Origin of the sequence: Snuella sedimenti, assembly GCF_016428595.1 — a bacterium.
GTDB classification, from domain to species: Bacteria; Bacteroidota; Bacteroidia; order Flavobacteriales; family Flavobacteriaceae; genus Snuella; species Snuella sedimenti.
On sequence record NZ_JAELVQ010000040.1, the window covers coordinates 1 to 18,541 of the forward strand.

At 34.6% G+C, this 18,541-nt stretch carries 14 protein-coding genes; 7 read left to right on the forward strand and 7 right to left on the reverse strand.

From position 1 onward, the window contains the following. Positions 1 to 519 precede the first annotated feature (519 nt). On the forward strand, positions 520 to 918 hold the full coding sequence (locus JF259_RS16985) for a GxxExxY protein (RefSeq protein WP_199116906.1): 399 nt from the start codon (positions 520 to 522) through the stop codon (positions 916 to 918). A 46-nt stretch (positions 919 to 964) separates the two neighbouring features. Further along, the gene (locus JF259_RS16990) at positions 965 to 1,930 is read left to right on the forward strand and encodes a GSCFA domain-containing protein (protein WP_199116907.1); all 966 of its coding nucleotides are present in this window, start codon (positions 965 to 967) and stop codon (positions 1,928 to 1,930) included. A gap of 379 nt (positions 1,931 to 2,309) precedes the next feature. Here the strand turns inward: JF259_RS16990 and JF259_RS16995 are convergent, their stop codons facing one another. Then, on the reverse strand, positions 2,310 to 2,618 hold the full coding sequence (locus JF259_RS16995; protein ID WP_199116908.1) for a rhodanese-like domain-containing protein: 309 nt from the start codon (positions 2,616 to 2,618) through the stop codon (positions 2,310 to 2,312). Between the two features lie 205 nt (positions 2,619 to 2,823). Between JF259_RS16995 and JF259_RS17000 the strand changes: the two genes are divergently transcribed. Further along, positions 2,824 to 3,582, forward strand: a complete 759-nt coding sequence (locus JF259_RS17000) for an enoyl-CoA hydratase/isomerase family protein (protein WP_199116909.1) — start codon at positions 2,824 to 2,826, stop codon at positions 3,580 to 3,582. Here the strand turns inward: JF259_RS17000 and JF259_RS17005 are convergent. The 3 genes from JF259_RS17005 to JF259_RS17015 all read right to left on the reverse strand — a co-directional run bounded on the left by JF259_RS17005 (position 3,579) and on the right by JF259_RS17015 (position 6,437). Continuing rightward, positions 3,579 to 5,339, reverse strand: coding sequence for an aromatic amino acid hydroxylase (locus JF259_RS17005; protein ID WP_199116910.1), 1,761 nt, complete (start codon positions 5,337 to 5,339; stop codon positions 3,579 to 3,581). The genes JF259_RS17000 and JF259_RS17005 overlap by 4 nt on opposite strands. A gap of 215 nt (positions 5,340 to 5,554) precedes the next feature. After that, complete coding sequence (locus JF259_RS17010) at positions 5,555 to 6,118, reverse strand: DUF4136 domain-containing protein (protein WP_199116911.1); 564 nt, start codon at positions 6,116 to 6,118, stop codon at positions 5,555 to 5,557. A 157-nt stretch (positions 6,119 to 6,275) separates the two neighbouring features. Next, positions 6,276 to 6,437 carry a DUF5522 domain-containing protein gene (locus JF259_RS17015; protein WP_199116912.1) on the reverse strand — a complete coding sequence of 54 codons (162 nt, stop codon included), beginning with the start codon at positions 6,435 to 6,437 and terminating at the stop codon, positions 6,276 to 6,278. 553 nt (positions 6,438 to 6,990) lie between these two features. Between JF259_RS17015 and JF259_RS17020 the strand changes: the two genes are divergently transcribed. Genes JF259_RS17020 through hemL form a run of 3 tightly spaced genes read left to right on the forward strand, consistent with a single transcriptional unit; the run spans position 6,991 to position 10,017 of the window. Further along, positions 6,991 to 7,902 carry a 1-aminocyclopropane-1-carboxylate deaminase/D-cysteine desulfhydrase gene (locus JF259_RS17020; RefSeq protein ID WP_199116919.1) on the forward strand — a complete coding sequence of 304 codons (912 nt, stop codon included), beginning with the start codon at positions 6,991 to 6,993 and terminating at the stop codon, positions 7,900 to 7,902. A 4-nt stretch (positions 7,903 to 7,906) separates the two neighbouring features. Continuing rightward, on the forward strand, positions 7,907 to 8,707 hold the full coding sequence (locus tag JF259_RS17025; protein WP_199116913.1) for a glucosaminidase domain-containing protein: 801 nt from the start codon (positions 7,907 to 7,909) through the stop codon (positions 8,705 to 8,707). 23 nt (positions 8,708 to 8,730) lie between these two features. After that, positions 8,731 to 10,017: a glutamate-1-semialdehyde 2,1-aminomutase gene (gene hemL / locus JF259_RS17030; RefSeq protein ID WP_199116914.1), complete on the forward strand. Its 1,287-nt coding sequence runs from the start codon at positions 8,731 to 8,733 to the stop codon at positions 10,015 to 10,017. Between the two features lie 77 nt (positions 10,018 to 10,094). On the opposite strand, the gene JF259_RS17035 is transcribed toward hemL, so the two are convergent. Continuing rightward, positions 10,095 to 10,559: a hypothetical protein gene (locus tag JF259_RS17035; RefSeq protein WP_199116915.1), complete on the reverse strand. Its 465-nt coding sequence runs from the start codon at positions 10,557 to 10,559 to the stop codon at positions 10,095 to 10,097. 418 nt (positions 10,560 to 10,977) lie between these two features. On the opposite strand from JF259_RS17035, the gene JF259_RS17040 reads away from it, so the two are divergent. After that, the gene (locus JF259_RS17040; protein WP_199116916.1) at positions 10,978 to 11,532 is read left to right on the forward strand and encodes an ester cyclase; all 555 of its coding nucleotides are present in this window, start codon (positions 10,978 to 10,980) and stop codon (positions 11,530 to 11,532) included. Here the strand turns inward: JF259_RS17040 and JF259_RS17045 are convergent. Together JF259_RS17045 and JF259_RS17050 are read right to left on the reverse strand one after the other, a co-directional pair. Next, positions 11,519 to 13,588: a response regulator gene (locus JF259_RS17045; RefSeq protein WP_199116917.1), complete on the reverse strand. Its 2,070-nt coding sequence runs from the start codon at positions 13,586 to 13,588 to the stop codon at positions 11,519 to 11,521. The two genes, JF259_RS17040 and JF259_RS17045, sit on opposite strands and share 14 nt — an antisense overlap. 335 nt (positions 13,589 to 13,923) lie before the next feature. After that, a complete protein-coding gene (locus JF259_RS17050) occupies positions 13,924 to 17,787 on the reverse strand; it encodes a T9SS type A sorting domain-containing protein (RefSeq protein WP_199116918.1) in 3,864 nt (1,287 codons plus the stop codon). Between the last annotated feature and the right edge of the window lie 754 nt (positions 17,788 to 18,541).

Consider the following 18,541-nt stretch of genomic DNA (forward strand, 5'->3'; position numbering starts at 1 on the left):
ATTTGTTTATGGTGAGCAGGATCGGTTGTCACGTAGAGATGTAAAGTCGCAAAGTTATTTGGGTAAAAAAGGTGGGTTAGCTCGGTGCTCTTGGCGGCTTGGCGAGATTGATTATTTGTTGATGTGGTGCAGGATCGGTTGTCACGCGGAGGCGGAAAGTCGTAAAGTTTTTGGGTGCAAAAGGAGGATGAGCTTGTCGCTCTTGGCGGCTTGGCGAGATTGATTATTTGTTTATGGTGAGCAGGATCGGTTGTCACGTAGAGATGTAAAGTCGCAAAGTTATTTGGGTAAAAAAGGTGGGTTAGCTCGGTGCTCTTGGCGGCTTGGCGAGATTGATTATTTGTTTATGTGGTGCTGGATCGGTTGTCACGCGGAGGCGGAAAGTCGTAAAGTTTTTGGGTGCAAAAGGAAGATGAGTATAATATTCTTTAAAAGGTAAAGATTTAGGACGAGATAATTAACAGGAAAAGTCTTATATTTGATGTGTTTCACGTCTTAGTGAATTAAAGGTTAGTATAAATGAAAAACAATAATGACGAATACTATGAAGATGACCTAGCATCAATAATAGTTGATTGTTGTTACCATATCCATGTTAATTTAGGGCCAGGGCTTTTGGAATCTGTTTATGAAGAAATATTATATTCGGAACTAACAGAAATAGGTTTAAAAGTTGAAAGGCAAAAGCAGTTGCCTGTTGTTTGGAAAGAACGTAAATTAGATTTAGGGTTTAGGACAGATCTAATAGTAGAAAATAAAGTGATAATTGAAATAAAATCTGTATTGGAGATCCATCCAGTTCATCCTAAACAATTGTTAACCTATTTGAAATTAACTAATTTAAAGTTAGGTTTACTTATTAATTTTAATAGTCCGTTAATTAAATCAGGAATCACTAGGATAGTAAACGGTCTATAGTTTTTTAGTTAAAAATATTTTGAGGCCTTAGCGTCTTGGCGAACAGATGAACCTTCAAACACAAATACCATTAGAAAAGCAGTCTAATAATCTAATAGATTATACATCTAGTATGCTTCTCTTAGGGTCATGTTTTATAGAGAATATAGGCGAAAAATCAGATTACTTTAAATTTAAAAATACCCAAAACCCTTTTGGTATTTTATTTCATCCAAAGGCAATCGAAAATTTACTTAGGTATTCCTTAAATAAAAAGGAATACGCCGAAAGCGATGTGTTTTTGCATAATGAGCAATGGCATTGTTTTGACGCGCACTCAAAATTGAGCCATGCCTCTAAGGATACATTGTTGCATGAGTTAAATGCAAACCTTAAAAAAACATTTAAGCAGCTTAGTGATGCAACCCATGTCGTAATTACTTTGGGGACGGCTTGGATGTACCGTTTTATAGCAAGTGATGCTATTGTGGCGAATTGCCACAAAGTACCCCAAAAACAGTTTAAGAAAGAGCTAATGTCGGTTGCCTCGCTTATCGCGTCATTGGATGGTATAATGGCTGCCATACGATCAATAAACGAGAACGCAACAGTTATTTTTACGGTATCCCCAGTTAGACATATAAAAGATGGTTTTATTGGGAATATGCAAAGTAAAGCACATTTAATAACTGCAATACATCAATTTCTAAATAACCAGAAGCCTGGTTCTAAAGGAGAGTCATATTACTTTCCGTCCTATGAAATCATCATGGACGAACTTCGGGATTATCGATTTTATAAAGAAGACATGTTGCATCCCAATGCAGTAGCTATTAATTATGTTTGGGAAAAGTTTAAAAACGTTTGGGTTGCAGACGAGGCTACCAAGATAATGGATAGGGTAGATGCCGTACAAAAAGGATTATTACATAAGCCCTTTAATTATAACTCGGAAGCACATCAAAAATTTCTTCAGAATCTTGAAATAAAAATAAAAGCGTTGCAAAGTCAGTTTCCTCATATTGTGTTTTAACCACAAGCATTTGGTGTAAGTAGTGTGAAGTTTTGTTGAAGCTGTTTTCTGCAAATTCACTTCGGAAAAACGGAGTTGCTCTTAATCTTTTATAATGGTATTTCGTCGAAAAATTAATAAATCAATCATAAATAATTGTAAATTAAAGGGCTATTAATCAATTCACATAAAGAACATCAATTGTTATAATCAGTTAAATGATTTGCAATTGATGTTTTTTCTTAGAGACTTTTTAAATTTAGAACGGATCCTGTTTACAAGCAATCAAAATAACGTTTTAGTAACCTTAAATTAAAACTGTTTTGAGGCAAGTCGTATACATTTGTAGTGCTATTAATCATGATAATTACATTAGTTAGACTTCTTATGTCGAAGGAAACTAATGTTTTTTTGTTTGTAGGGTTGCCCAGCCCCCTCCGTTAGTTGCGTCAATGTTATTCTCGTTTAAAAAACGGGAGGCTTTTGCAGCCCTTATACCGCTTTGACAAACAACTATAACAGATTTGTTAAATTTTTTAACCTCGTCAATCCTATTTTTTAATTCATCTAGGGGGATGTGCACCGAGTCATTAATGTGACCATTGTCCCATTCACGTTGTGTACGCACGTCCAAAATGATAGCCCCATTTTTTAAAAAGGTTTTAATTTGTTTTTTTCTAGAACCAAAAATTAAATCTAACAATCCCATTATTCTTATTTTTTGCAAATTACAAGATTATTTTTAGAATATTATGTAACAAGGGTTACTTGATGATTGGGATTTAAATACTCTGAGGCTTCAGTAAATGCAAAATGGGTTTCTATAAATGTTCCATGGGTTCCCCTCGATATAGCTTGCTAAATCAAACCGAAACAAAATTTTGTGTATATTCAGCCTTTATAACATGAAGTATATGACGCAGCCATACGTAACATTAACTATCGAAAATAAAGTTGGGTATATAGAGTTTTTTCATCCTGACCAAAATGCCATGCCAATAGAGAGTCTTCAAAAGTTGGAACGTGCTATTATTGATGCAGGTAACAATGAAGCTGTAAAAGTAATTGTCTTAAAAAGTGGAGGCGATAGAGCCTTTTGTGCAGGTGCCAGTTTTAAAGAGTTAATTGCTATTAAAGAAGCTGCATCTGGTAAGCAATTTTTTTCGGGGTTTGCAAACGTTATCAATGCCATGCGTAAATGTCCGAAGCTCATTATCGGACGTGTACAGGGAAAGGCTGTTGGGGGAGGTGTGGGCCTCGCGGCAGCTACCGATTATTGTTTGGCAACCCAGTATGCGGCTATAAAATTGAGTGAACTTAGTATTGGTATCGGCCCTTTTGTAATAGAACCAGCTGTTTCAAGAAAAATGGGGAAGACAACTATGTCTCAAATGACGATAAACGCAGAACAGTTTTTCTCAGCAATATTTGCAAAGGAAAAAGGGTTGTATGCAGAAGTTTATGAAACCACAGAACTTTTGGATGTAGCTGTTAAAGAACTCGCTGAGAAGTTAAGCACTTATAATCCAGAAGCTTTAAAGGAAATAAAGACTGTATTTTGGGAAGGTACTGCGCATTGGGATGCTTTGTTGTTGGAACGTGCTAGAATTAGCGGACAATTGGTTTTAAGTACGTTTACAAAAGACACTTTAAAGCGTTTTGCCAACAGTTAGTTAATCACCATATTTTGTTTAATAATTGCCAAGCCATCATCGATTAAGTGACCAACCTCGGGTCTGTCTTGTTTGATGCTTTCTAAATGGTATAATATGTTTTCACATAGTTCAGGTTCGTGTCCTTTAAATGCTAATTCATAGAGTTCCACAGGAAGTAGCCAGTCATTTGGGTGTTTTTCTATAAGTTGCTCTAATACTTTGGTTCTGGAAATAGTACGGTTTGCGCCTTCTCTGTAATCGCGAACTTGTTGGTATAGTGTTTCGAGTTGTAATTGTTCTTCCGATTTTTTTACATGAATGGTTTTAGAGCTTGGGGCATGCGTAATCAAGTCAAAACTGTTAAGATCTGCAGGCCCAGAAAAAGCCGAAACAATCTCTTTCCCAACAGCCATATCATAAATACCCCATTCTGGTTTAAATAAAACGGAATGTTTATATGTGACGGTACAATTTTTAAAGCTAACAAGAATTATTTTCCCTTTTAGGTTGCGTTTACCAGTAATGATTTCTCCCGAAACTTTAATGCCCCCTTCAAATTCTAAAGTAGTTACTTCTCCTTCATAGATAGCATAAGCTCTTAAGTCCCTGGGGCTCATGTCTTCAATTGCAATGTTAATACCTTTAAGCTTCCCAACGGGTGATCCAAAACCTTTGCTGTGGCTATTCGTTCCGTGCCCTACTAATTCTTTTTCCCGATATGCAAGAGCGGTGGCTCCAGTAGTTTGTATGTAAATAGGGTTGCCCTGATCTTCAATTACATTAGTGAAAATACCAGATATTTGAATGCCTGTGCTTAACTCTATACAGCCTAAAGCATTTGAATCTATTAATTTGTTAATCCCAGATAAACCTCCTTTTCGTAATGCCATGGTGTTAGCAAATTCTTCTAAAACAAGGCTTAAATGGGCAAAATCGGGAGTCACATAAAGTTGCGGTTGTGGCTTGGTAATGTCAAAATCTTTATAAGTGGCTTTAATGTCGTAGGGTAATTTTTTTACAGCGTTTGTCATACACCATGCGCTTTCGCCTATAGACGATAATAGCCCAGCACCATATATTTTGGGGTTGTCTAAGGTGCCTATTAAGCCATATTCTACAGTCCACCAATGCAAGTTTCTAATAAGCGCCATTTCGCTTGGTGTTCCCATGTTATTTTGTAATTCCCCTACTTTGTTTTCAGCATTGGTAATATCTTCATTAGAAGAGTTAGGTGCTTCTTTAATAATAGATAAATGTCTTACGGCTTCATACAATTCATAATCTTTAGCCGATGAAATAGCCTTACAGCCTATCTCTCCAAAGCGTCTTAAATATTCAGCATACTCAGGATTCGCAATAATAGGAGCATGACCGGCAGCTTCATGAATGATGTCTGGAGCAGGGGTGTATTCTATGTGTTCCAATTGCCTAATATCACTGGCAATAACCAATACGTTATATGCTTGAAATTCCATAAAGGCATTTGGAGGGATAAAGCCATCGACAGCGACGGCTGCCCAGCCAATATCCTTTAAAATCCGATTCATACCATACATATTAGGAATACTGTTAATAGAGATTCCTGTTTGTTTTAAGCCTTCTATATAAGACTTATGGGCAACAGTGTTTAAAAAGGTTACATTTTTGCGCATAACATAACGCCAAACAGCTTGGTCAATAGCCGAGTAGTCCTCATAATTTTGAGGTTTTATAAACTGCTTTAAATGCTTGGGTAAGCGGTTTAAAATGGCGTTCGATTCAATAGAGCTAGACATGACTTTGTAAACTAGGATTTTAAGTAAAAGTACAAAATCTAGTAATGGGAAGTTAAAGATTGCGTGTTAAATACAAGGTCTGAAAAGTGTTATCCTGAATGAAATGAAGAACCTCTTGAAATTTAAATCACAAGTTTTCAGTGTATTAAGATTCTTCGTTCAGCTTTGAATGACAAAATAAATCACTTTTCAGACCTTTTGTATTTAAGAAGATTTTATTGTTGCATTCCCGGAGGGTATTTTTCCATTATTTTATTTACAAATTCTTTAATGCGTTCTTCTTTTTGTTCCATATTACGGCTTAAGTAACCTGTTCCCATACCTTGCCAGATCAATTCTTTTTTCTTTGCATCAATAAAGTCTATGTACAACGTGCCTTGTGTACTGGTCGATACATTTGGTCGGTCCCAGCCCCAGCCCCAACCGGGACCCCAGCCTGGTCCATAATAACCACCCCAGCCCCAAGCACCATAACCCCAGTGGTTGTTGTAAACATCAACGCGTTGCTGGGATTTTGTAAAGAGACTGATCAATAAATCTGGATTCTCAGATTTGGTAAACCCTTTGGCTAATAGTTCGGCTTCAATGGCACGAAGGATTCTACGTTTATCTAAATCACTAATTTCAGCTTTATCGATACCTGTTTTAAAGAAGGCAAAGGTTTTGTACTCACTAAAGCTTGCATTTTTGTCATAATCGGCCGCTACCCTAACCGAGCTACATGAGTTTAATATTACAAGCAATGCTAAAAGTGGTAATGTTTTTAATAATTTTTTCATAGCTCAAAAATTTATTTAGTTTCTTTTTCTCTTCTAAAAATACGATAAAATCCTTTATAAAATTCTGGTTTTAAGTGTTTTTAGTTTAAGAAATAGCAGCAATAATCATACCAAGCAAATTGCAATAGTATTGAAGCTAATGTAAGAGCACTTTCTGTTATTTTTGAGTATTGGTTCTTTTATTATAGCCGTACGGGCAATGTCTGCAACCACTTTCACAACAATACCCTCTTTTTAGGTGGTATTGTTCGGTAAAACAGCGATAGCCTTCAGGTGTAAGGTAGTAATCACCTTCTTCGAGAGGAATTATTGTTTTCATTAGGCTGCAAATATAAAGGAATTATACCAATTCGATTTTAAATTTGTAAAAAGAAAATCAAGCATAGCTACCTATACTGAACGGCGTCGAACTATAGCTTTGGATTGTTTTTGTGATGGTGTATAGTGCAAAAAGGCACATTTCACACGTTTAAATTTTAGTAATTAATTTATTTTATTGTAATTATAAAATAAAGAACGTGTGCAACCACTCCTTACACGCGTTCTCTCATTAAAAATTTTAAACATTTCCTTTTGTGAAGTAATTTTTAAAATTTCTTAATGCTCGTTTCATGCGTGTAAAATTAAAGTAGAAAAGGTACTAGAATTGAATTGGGATTATTTAGAGACTGTTTAAATTCCATCTTTTGGTTTTGTTATGCCCCTTTTTTCACCACTTTTCGTTATGAAAATCCTCATTTAGCGCTGCTAAACTCCGGTTTTAAAGCCTTAATTGGCAAAAAAATGACCTATAACAAATTTCAAAAACGAATTTTAAACAGTCTCTTAGTGTAGTCACTGTTTTAATAGTTTAAAAAAGTATCTTCGCAGTGATGATATTTAAACTGGAACATAGTATAAATCAGCAAATATATTTACCAGAAGAGAAAGGAATAGAACTCTTTATAAAGAGAGAAGATCGAATTCATCCTTTTGTGTCGGGTAATAAGTACCGTAAGTTAAAATACAACCTTATTGAAGCGGAAAAGAAAGGGGTGAAAACACTACTTACTTTTGGGGGTGCTTTTTCAAATCATATTGCAGCCGTGGCTGCTGCAGGTAAAGATTTTGGTTTTAGAACTATTGGAGTTATAAGAGGTGAGGAGTTGTCTAACAAAATAGCGGATAATCCCACGTTAGGCTTTGCAAAGGATTGTGGTATGATATTTAAATTTGTATCTAGAGATGTTTATAGAGCCAAAACCACCGAATCATTTATTGAAGATTTGAAAACTGAATTTGGAACTTTTTACTTGATTCCAGAAGGAGGAACCAATGCTTTGGCCATAAAGGGCTGTGAGGAGATTTTGGTTGATGCGGATGCTGCTTTTGATTTCATCTGTACTGCAGTAGGTACGGGAGGTACTATTTCCGGACTTATAAATTGTTCAAAAACCAGTCAACAAGTTTTGGGGTTTCCAGCTTTAAAAGGTGATTTTTTAAAGGAAGATATTAGTAAATTTGCAACTAAAAGTAATTGGAAGTTGCTAACCGATTATCATTTTGGTGGGTATGCAAAAATTAATGAATCTTTGGTGCGGTTTATAAATGCCTTTAAAAAAGGGAATAATATAGCCTTAGATCCCGTTTATACTGGTAAAATGATGTTTGGGATTCTTGATTTAATCGATCGGGGGTTTTTTCCAAAAGGCTCAAAAATTTTAGCAATCCATACAGGTGGCTTACAAGGCATATCGGGTATGAATACAGTTTTAAAGAATAAAAATTTACCAATAATTGAGTAAAATAATGAAACGTTTATTAGTAATAGTTTGTTTAGGTTGTATTGTTTTTAGTTGCCGTTCCAAAAAAGCGGTTGTAACCAGTAAGAAATCGAGACCAACTGTAGTGCGTACCGAAAAGAAAGTTGTTGAAGAAAATGAAGAAGAAAAGAAAGTTGAGGAGGTGCCAGCAAAAGTCTATGCAAATGCTACAGAAAAATACATAGATTTATACAAAGATGTTGCCCAAAATGAAATGCGCTTATACGATATTCCAGCTAGTATTACTATAGCTCAAGGTATTTTGGAGTCAGGTTCGGGAAAAGGCCGACTTTCTGTAAAAGCGAATAACCATTTTGGGATTAAATGCCATGAGTGGACAGGGGCTAAGATTTACCACGATGATGATAAGGCTCAGGAATGTTTTAGAAAGTATAAGGATGCAAAGTATTCGTTTAGGGACCACTCTTTGTTTTTAACACAACGAAAGCGCTATGCGGGGCTTTTCGAATTAAGAAAAGAGGATTACAAAGCTTGGGCTCGTGGATTAAGAGCGGCTGGCTACGCTACCGACAGGAAGTATCCGCAAAAACTCATTAGTTTAATAGAGCGCTATCAACTGTATAAGTACGATGAAGAAGTATTGGGTTCAGATTATGTAAAACAAGAGTCCCCTGCAAAAGAAAGTGCTATTACTTATACCGTGGTTAAGGGCGATACCCTTTATTCTATATCCAAAAGATATAATATAACAGTAAAAGAACTTCAAAAAATTAATGGATTAACGGATAATACACTTAGTATTGGACAAGAATTACAGATTAAATAGATTTTAGAAACGCATTTAAATATATGAATTATACACGAAGCAGTGCATTGTTTGTACAGGCAGAAAAAGTAATTCCGGGTGGCGTAAATTCACCTGTAAGAGCTTTTAAAGCAGTTGGAGGAACTCCTATTTTTGTTAAAGAAGCCAAAGGGGCTTATTTGTTCGATGAGGATGGCAACCGTTTGATTGATTATATAAATTCTTGGGGACCCATGATTTTAGGCCATGCTCACGAACCTGTTGTTAACGCGGTGGTTGATAAAGCTAAGAAAGGAACTTCTTTTGGTATGCCAACTGAAATAGAAACTCAAATAGCCGAGTTGGCTGTTGCTATGGTGCCCAATATTGATAAAATTAGGTTTGTAAATTCGGGGACTGAAGCTTGTATGAGTGCTGTACGTTTAGCCAGAGGATTTACAGGTAAAGATAAGATTATCAAATTTGCCGGTTGTTATCACGGCCATAGTGACTCATTTTTAATTCAGGCGGGAAGTGGTGCAGTAACGTTTGGAGCGCCAAACAGCCCGGGGGTAACCCAAGGAACGGCCAAGGATACTTTATTAGCACGCTACAATGATATTGAAAATGTAAAGCAATTAATTGATGCAAATCCTAATGAAATAGCCTGTATTATTTTAGAGCCAGTAGCAGGAAACATGGGGTGTATTCCGCCTAAAGAAGCCTTTTTAGAAGATTTAAGGAGCTTATGCGATGCCCATAATATTTTATTGATTTTTGACGAGGTGATGACAGGATTCCGTTTAGCTAAAGGTGGTGCACAAGAACTCTTTAATGTTAATGCAGATATTGTGTGCTTTGGAAAAGTTATTGGAGGCGGTTTGCCAGTAGGAGCTTTTGCAGCGCGCAATGAAATTATGGAGTATTTGGCACCTTTGGGACCTGTTTACCAAGCAGGTACTTTAAGCGGTAATCCCTTGGCAATGGCAGCAGGATTGGCAATGCTTACAGAGATACATAACGATAGCGAACTCTTTAATCGTTTGGAAGAAAAGACTGCGTATTTGCACAAAGGTATAGCAGAAGCCTTGCAAGCTAATAATGTAACCCATACTATCAATAGGGTAGGCTCTATGATATCCGTTCATTTTGATAAAGATCCTGTTGTAGATTTTGATTCAGCAGCTAAAGGAAACAATGATACTTTTAAAACGTTTTTTCATGGCTTGCTTAACGAAGGTATTTATATTGCGCCCAGTGCTTTTGAAACCTGGTTTATTACCGATGCATTGTCGTATAAGGATTTAGATGATACGATAGCAGCTGTTAGGGTGGTTGCTAAAACCTTGTAAAATAAAAAAGGGGCTGTCTTGACTTTTCAGACAGCCCCTTTTAACAAACTAATCAATCAACTAAACAACAATCAAAATCAATTGTGTCTTCTTTTTTTCCATTCACCCATTTTACCTTTTCGCTTGCCCTCCATTTTAGCTTGAGCAGTTTCCCACTTGGTGTACTGTTTTTCGTTTAAAATCGTTTTCATCTTTGCCTTCATGGCTATTTTATGGTCAAGCATAGCATTCATCATTTTTAAACGTGCTTCTTTAGAAGGTTTTTCAGCAGTACCGGCTTCTTTTTTAGCCTTGCGCGCCTCCATCATTTCCTTTCTTTTAGTAGCATTTTCAAGGTTTATCTTATGGATTTCTGCTTGTTGCGATTCATTGAGATCGAGCATTAAGGTCATTTTTTTTGTTTGGAGTGTTGCTGCTTCATCTGGAGTAAGTTGGCTCATCCTTTGACCGCGTTCCCGCATATTAGGGCCTTCGTTTCTTTTATGCTGAGCAGTAACTTGTAAGGTTACTAGAGCAATGGCAATACATATGAATTTTTTCATAATCAGAAGTTTTAAGTTTAATTATTAATAAGACTTAAAGAATTTCATAAGGTTTAAAACACTGCTGTTTTTTAACAGGATGTTAACGTGTTGATTTATAATCCATAACATGTACAATCCCGTTTTAATGGAATAATGAACAGGGTTTTGAGTAGTGTTGTTATTGTTTTTCTTTATGAAGTGATTTAAACTTTTACAAATTGGCTAAAAATTACCGGTTTGCACCCATATTTTGTCTTTTTATCGTCACGTAGCCCTGCTATGCGACTCAAAAAAGCCTTCATCTAGTCACAAACCCATCAATTTTCGCTTCAACCCAAAAAGTTTAAACCACTTCTATGTGTGTAATTGCTTGGTTATAAGTTTTTTAAATATATTTTCCTTAAATTTAGAAGGCTAACAATAAAAACGACCAATTATGATACGATCAATATTGTACACCTTATTGTATGTTGCAGCATTTTTTGTGCTGTTTATTGTAGGGTGTAAGGAACAAGAAAAATCATCAGATGTAGTTACGGAGCCTATGGTTGAGGAAATTACCGATGCCGATTTTAAAACACTTTGGGAAAAGGTAGATGTACTTTGGGAAAAACGAGACCCGGCACTTATTCATACCGTATTTGCCGATGATTTTGTTAGAATAAGTCCTGGCGGAACAAGTTCAAACGCCGAAGAATTAACAAACGAGTTTAGTATTATTAATAAGGCTTATCCAGATATGGTTCTGCACTTGAACCGTTATGATATTACAGGTAATATGGTTATAACCCATTGGTTGGTTGATGGTACTTTTACAGGAGAGTTGATTGGGATAAAAGGCAATGATAAACCTTTCAAGGATTTATCGGGAATTACTGTGTTTACAATTAAAGAAGGAAAAGTTGTTAGAGACGACTCTTCGTGGAATACGCTAGAGTTGTTTTTACAAACGGGTTATGATATTGTTGAGACTCCCGTTAAAAGTGATTAAGATCATTTAGTTCTAAATCAAAATTGGCTTTTAAAAGTGCGTAAAGTTGCTCCTTTTTAAATGGTTTGGTTATGTAGTCGTTCATGCCACTTTCAATGGCTTTTGTTGTAGCTTCTAGTGTGACGTTTGCAGAAAGACCGTAAATAAGAAGGTCTTTATGGATTTTTCTAATGTGCCTGGTGGCTTCACAACCGTCCATTACAGGCATGTGAATATCCATAAAAACAAGCTGGTACGTGTTGGAGCTAACCTTTTCTAAAGCTATTTCTCCGTTGCTTGCTGTATCCACTTTTATGTCAAGATCTTCAAGGAGTTTTTTGAGTACAATAACATTAATATTGTTGTCGTCTACAATAAGTATGTTTAAATTTGGAAGATTAAGGCTTTCTTTTACTGTGTTAGCATTACCATGAATTTGGTTTTCTTCAACTTTAAGTGGTATGGAAATATGAAACTTAGCGCCCTTACCTACAATACTTTTAACAGATATGTTGCCTCCCATCATTATAGCTAAGTTTTTACTAATAGCGAGTCCAAGTCCGCTTCCGGAGTGTTGCTTCTTTAAACTATCGTCAACTTGAGTAAACCTATCGAAAATAGTTGCTAGCTTTTCTTTGGGAATACCAATACCTGTATCTTCAATTGTAATCCCAATATTTAAATGATTTTCAAGAAGTAATTCATTATACAAAATTGTAACACCGCCCAGATTTGTAAACTTTGCTGCGTTTTTAAAAATGTGGGTTATAATTTGAATAAATTTAGTTTTATCCCCAATGGCGTTAATACCATGTAATGGGTTGTAACTTGTTTTTATATAAAGTCCTTTATCAGAAAAAAGATGCTGTGTGTTCTCAATTAATTCTTTTGTAGTTTGTAAGGGATTGAAAACAGTTTCTTCTAGTTTTATGTTTTTAGACTCTAATTTTGCTATATCTAAAATATCGTTAACAATGGCCAGTAAATTGTTTGAAGACTTATCCATTAAATTAAGGTATTCTTTGTCTTCGTTCGTTAGGCTACTTGACTTTAATAGTTGAATAAAGCCTATTATGGCGTGAAGCGGCGTTCTGATTTCATGACTCATATTCGACAAGAAATCGGTTTTGGCTTGTGAAGCTTTTTCGGCGACTTGACGTGACTTATTTAATGCTTCGTTGGTTTGTAAGAGTTTTGAGTTGTATAATAAAGCACTTTTAGCTTTTACTTTGGCTCTTAATGAGTAGTAAATGAGTAAGCTCGTTAATAAAGATAATAAGAGTCCAGTGGCCAAAGCAATGTTAATAATGGTTTCCTCACCAACTAAAAATAAATTTTTTGTGGGAAACACTTTTAGTTGCCAATATTGACTGTCCGATTTGTCAACCAGTATTGAGCTATTGTATGCCGCATTGCTTGTGGTTTCAAGCTTAATATCTTTGTTGGTTTCATAAAACAACTTACCGTTACTATCCCTTAATTCTATAGCGTACTGGTCGCCTAGATAGTTAACCAATCTGTCAAAACTATTTTTAAAGTCCATGCCCGCACTAATAGTCCCTTGAAATGAACCTTCAAAATAAACAGGGACATCCACTAAAAATGAATAACCATTTTGTGTTAGTTTGAGCCAATTTGTAAAGTTTAAAGTACTATCCAGACTGTGTTTAAGCCATTCGTTCCTTCTGTAATCTAATTTAGAAATATTTAGGTTTATCGCTGCTTCGTTTCCCTTTAAAGGCGTGATCTTTTTTATGATCATGTCACTGTTAATCCACTCAATAAATTTAAAAGAAGGACTTTGGGATAATAGCATGGTGGCATCTTTTTCCCAATTTTCATAATAGGCACCTTGTGTGAACTCTATCCTGTTTTTTAAGTTTTTGAGTCTCGCGATATCGTTATTTACTATATTCTCAAACTCTTTGGATATTAGTTCGCCGGTTTGGTTTATTTCTTCCTCGAAATGGGTGTTGTGGTTGTCTATGCCCAATTTCCAAAGAAACAAGATGGAAATGGAAAATACACAAAAGGTTACAAACGGTAGGATTGCATTTAAATGAGGCTTTTTAATCATACCATGTGCAACGTTTAAGGATTGTTTTTTAATATGAGGTTTTTGCAGTTGTTCCACTTGTTATACAAGTGCTTCGATAATAAAATCTGTAATTGTTTTTTTACCTGCAAACATAAAAAACTTTTAGCCAAACTTTATTAAGGTAGGGCGTGAATTTCTGTCCTTGTTTGTGATTTTTGCTTTGAATCATACATTAATAAATGCTATCTGTCTTGATTTAAAGGCTTTTGTATTGTCTTAACTTTTTTGGAGTTTTCGTTAAGACTTTGATGGTCTGAATCCCGTAAATCTACTTTTTTTCATCTGACAGTTTAATATTTAAAAATAGTATATAATTAATGTACAATCATTTTTTGTATACTTTTATTATTGTTTTTGGTTTGTATCATTACAAAATAAACACCTGACGGTAAGTTAAAATATAGTTTCTGATTAAAATTAGTATTTAAATATTTTTTCACAGTTTTACCAGAAATATCATTGATACTAATTTCTTTAATTTCTAAATCTAAATCATTTTTAATAATGAAATAATCTTTTGAAGGATTAGGATATAACCAAATGTTCTCGGTATGATCGATTTCTTTTACATTTAAGCTGCTTTTTGGTTCTGAAGTAATTTCGACAATCCAACCTTTATAACTACCTGTTTGGAAATCCCAATCTTCTATTGTTTCAGGCATATAACCAAAAGAAGTGTTATTGGCATGTGAGAAGTTAAAAGTTAAACAGCCGTTTTCGTTATCGGCTTTTAAAACAATATCATCATCATATCGGTCTATTTCATAATAAGACGAGAAAAGTACTTTACTATTATCTTTACTGTTATTGTTGTTAAAAACAGTAAAGGGGTCCCCACCAGTGTATTGAGGGATTTTTAACCGCTTTATTGTTGCAACAATTCTTTCATTTCTTTTGTTTGGATAAATCGTTGTGTTTTCCAGTTGTCCCAATATAGTCCAAACTTTTCTTTGTTTCATTTGTCCAGAGGAATTCGCATGATATATGCCTTCATTAAGTAAATTTGGAGCAGTTCTAATCAGTTTTGGTACTGGGTAAGTATTTGAAGCCCCATCAGGACATATCGTTGTAATATAGAATTCGTATTCTGTGTTTTCTTCTAAATTATCAAGAATAATAGAATAGTAAATGCTATTTTCATCAAAACGGTTGTTTTGAGTATTGTAAGTATAATAAGGTCTGCGCAGATCTTCCTCTAAAAATTGCCTGTTACTATCGAATTCTTTTGTAATACCTGTTCCTAAAGAAAAACCAACAGGGCCATATTCAATTTTATAATTTGTGTTATCTTCATTTTCTGTCCAAACAAGCTCCACTTCATTATGGCTTAATCGTTGAAATAAAAATTCTTTCTCATTAGTAGTTCCACAAGTGGGTTTAGGCTCACTATATATTTTTGCTTCCCAGTATGAAGTACCGTCTATATTTTGTAAATAGGATATAGACCCATCTTCTTTTTCAGAAACTACAGGGTATATATTAGAGTCATAGTTAAAAGCATAACAGCTATAGTAGTTATATGTTTCTAATTCATTTAAGAAATTAACCACTACTTCACTTTTCCAATTGGCCTCATTGTACGGTTCAATATTGAAATGGGTAAATTCAATTCTAATTCTTTCACCTATATTGTCAGGATATATATTTTTTATTTTATCATTAGACGTTAATAATACACCGCTTGAGAAGTCTGGTCTTGTTTTTTCTTTGTAGACGGGAGCATAATCATTGAAGTTACCGTTGTCACATTTTGAAGAGATATAGAAATCATGTTCTGTATCAGGAGATAAGCCTGTGATAATGATATTTTTATTCATGGTTTCTCTTATTAGCCCACTACCTCTAGTAAAGCCACCAATCCCATATTCAATTTTCCATTCAGACACATCAGTTTCAGACTCCCAAGCTAAGTTTATTTCTTGATGCGTAAATCTGGTTGTTGAAATATTGAAAGGTTCACTGCAATCGGGGATTAGCTCACTGATTATATCTGCTTCCCATCCTGTTGAATAATAATTAAAATACGATGCATTGCCAATGAATTCGATTGTGATCGCTCCATTTGGATCATCTGAAAAAAATGAGTAGCCTAATGTGCCAAAATCACTTGTATTTCTTAACTGAACAATTGGTTCTGAATCCGTGCTGGTCCCGCTATAAATATTTAAGGAACTATAATTGTAATTTACCATAAGATCAACATAATCAAAAGTGATACGAATTCTTTCTCCTTCAGTTTTCGGGTATATTGTTGTTATTTTCGTTTGGTTTTCAGGAATATTATTATCAATTCCTCCATCATCAGTGAACTTATCCCCTCCAAAATAATCAGGTGTTGTTTTAAAAGTTAGTGGTTCAACATAAATATTATCTTGACCTCCTTCTGCACAAACAGTAGTAATGTAAGCCTGGTATGTAGTTGACTTATTTAGATTAATTATAGTGATGAAATCTTCATTTGTTTGTACGATTGTGCCTGTTCCTTTTTCAAATCCTTCCAGTCCGTACTCTATACTGTAACTATCATTTAAATTAGACGTTTTAGTCCAATTCAACTCACATTGATTATGGGTCAATTTAGAGTCGACAACTTGAAAACTTGTAACTTCTTCACAATTTGGAGTTGGCTCGCAAGTAATATCTATGTCCCATGTTATATCGGAGTAATAACTATAATTCTTAATAATATCAAAGAAAAGAACAGTACTGTTACCTGAAGAGACAAACTCACTAGAGGGAGAACCACGGTAAAAATGTTTAAGTAGAGGACTATTTGAATCAGGACCATCATATATATTAACTTCCTCATAATCTGGAAGCCACAGTGAGTTTACATTTATTCGAGCCCTTGTATTCTCTCTAATATATATATGAAAATCCTTTGTTTGTTGGTAGCTTGTATAAATCCCATCTCTTCCCCCTCTGTCATATATTTTACCTTCAAAACAATAATCAATATTTGTTTTTTGAGAAAATGGTCCTATTGGACTGCTAAAACGATCACCACACTTATTCCTTAAATAAAAATCATATTCAGTATCGCTCTGCAAGTTGCCAACAATAACATCTTTTGAAGAATAATTTTCAGTCATACCTTCACCAAGTGTAAAACCTTTTATTCCATATTCAAGTTGCCACTCTTCATTAAGATCAGGATCAATATTTACTCCATTTACTTTAATTTGATTTAATTGATAAGACTCAAGCCATCCAAAGGAAATAGTTGATTCACAATATGGTTTTGTAGAAATAGAAGTTTTATTTGTATCACTTAAGCTTAAGTCGTCGCATTCTTCTGTTAAGTAAAAATCATATTCTGTCAACTCATTTAAAGACGATATTGTTATTGTATTTGAATAAGTGTCAACTTTTATACCTGTACCAATTATAAAATCTTTAGGGCCATATTCTATGAATGTACGGTTAGCTGTACTTTTGGTCCAACTTAGAGTGATTGAATTATAAGTAATATTTGCAGGATTAATATTTGTGGGCATATTGCATTGTGGTTTGTCAACACAACTAATGTTGCCTATCCAACCTGGAGCATTGTTTTGTGAATTATTTGATTCAAATTGAACATATAGTTCACCATTTGTTGCTTTTGAAATGATTGGTTCAGTAGGGGGAGCGTTATTGCTATAAACTGCGATAGGATCTCCAATAGCGAAATTACCTTCCCAGATTTTTAATGTAGCATCGGGTGACAATTCAAATAATTCAAAATCTAAACTTATCCTTTGGTCAGAAGAGTTTGGACTTAAATTGTAAGTTTCATAGTATGTTCCTACGTAATTTTCTTCAAAACCAGGGTCTAAAAATAGATCTCCATTACAGTAATCTGCAGTTGTAAAGTCTTGATAAACATTAGATAATGTAGGAGTAGACCCACATTTATTTGTCACATAGAAATCATACTGTGTATTAGAGTTTAAGTTGTTGATTTGTACAGATACAAATGAGCTTGAAATTTTAGTTCCAGTTCCAAGGCTGAAGTTTTTAAGGCCATATTCTATTTCAAAATTACCTGTCAATGAATTGTTTCCTGAATTCCAAGTTAATGTTATGGAATTGGTTGTTTTATTATTTGTATCTATTTGGTACGGCTTAGGGCATTGAGTACTTCCTGTAATACCTATAAAGCTAAGAATAATAAATATTAATAATTTTTTTTTCATATCAGTTTTTATTGAATCTAGTATGTTTTTAGCCCTAGGATTTTTACAAATTCCTTTTCTTCATCTTCTTTATGCTGTCTGAAGACTATTTTTTATCACCAACTTTTTCTTCAAAAAGTATCAGCTTTTTAGTTTCAAGGAATTGTTCTTTCATATGCGCTGTTCAAATGCTTAGAACTAGCGAATAAATGTAATTGTGTTTATCTGGATTATATTTATTTACTCAAATATAAAGAAAATTCGTATTTCGCTTCAGAATTCCTACGTTGAATTAGGGAGGAAAATTTGGAGTGACCATTTCGTGACCAAAATTTGGAGTTTATCTGCTACCATCTGCAAATAAAAAGGATTCACGTTAATGTAAATCCTTTTAAATTTATATGAAGCACTTCGATAGAGCCTGTCTTTAGCGAAGTCGAAAGGCTCAGTGTGACAGTTGTATTATAAAATGGCTACAAAAAGGCCGTCATTATTTTTTAATTAGCCATCCCCCGAAAAATGAAACAACATTTGTTTAAAGGGTTGGTTTTACTGGTATTTTCAAAGGTTTAAAACTAGGAAAACTGTTTAAAAAGTTGTAATTTATTGTTGCAAAAAAAACAAATATTCACTTTAAAAACAGTTTGATGGACAAGATGCAAAATTCGGACAAAGTATACCACTAACTTCGGAGCAAAGTGAGCCACCCTTGCCGGTCTAAATTGAGCATAGCTTGCCGGACGAAAGTGAGCCACTAAAAATCGTTTCTATTTGA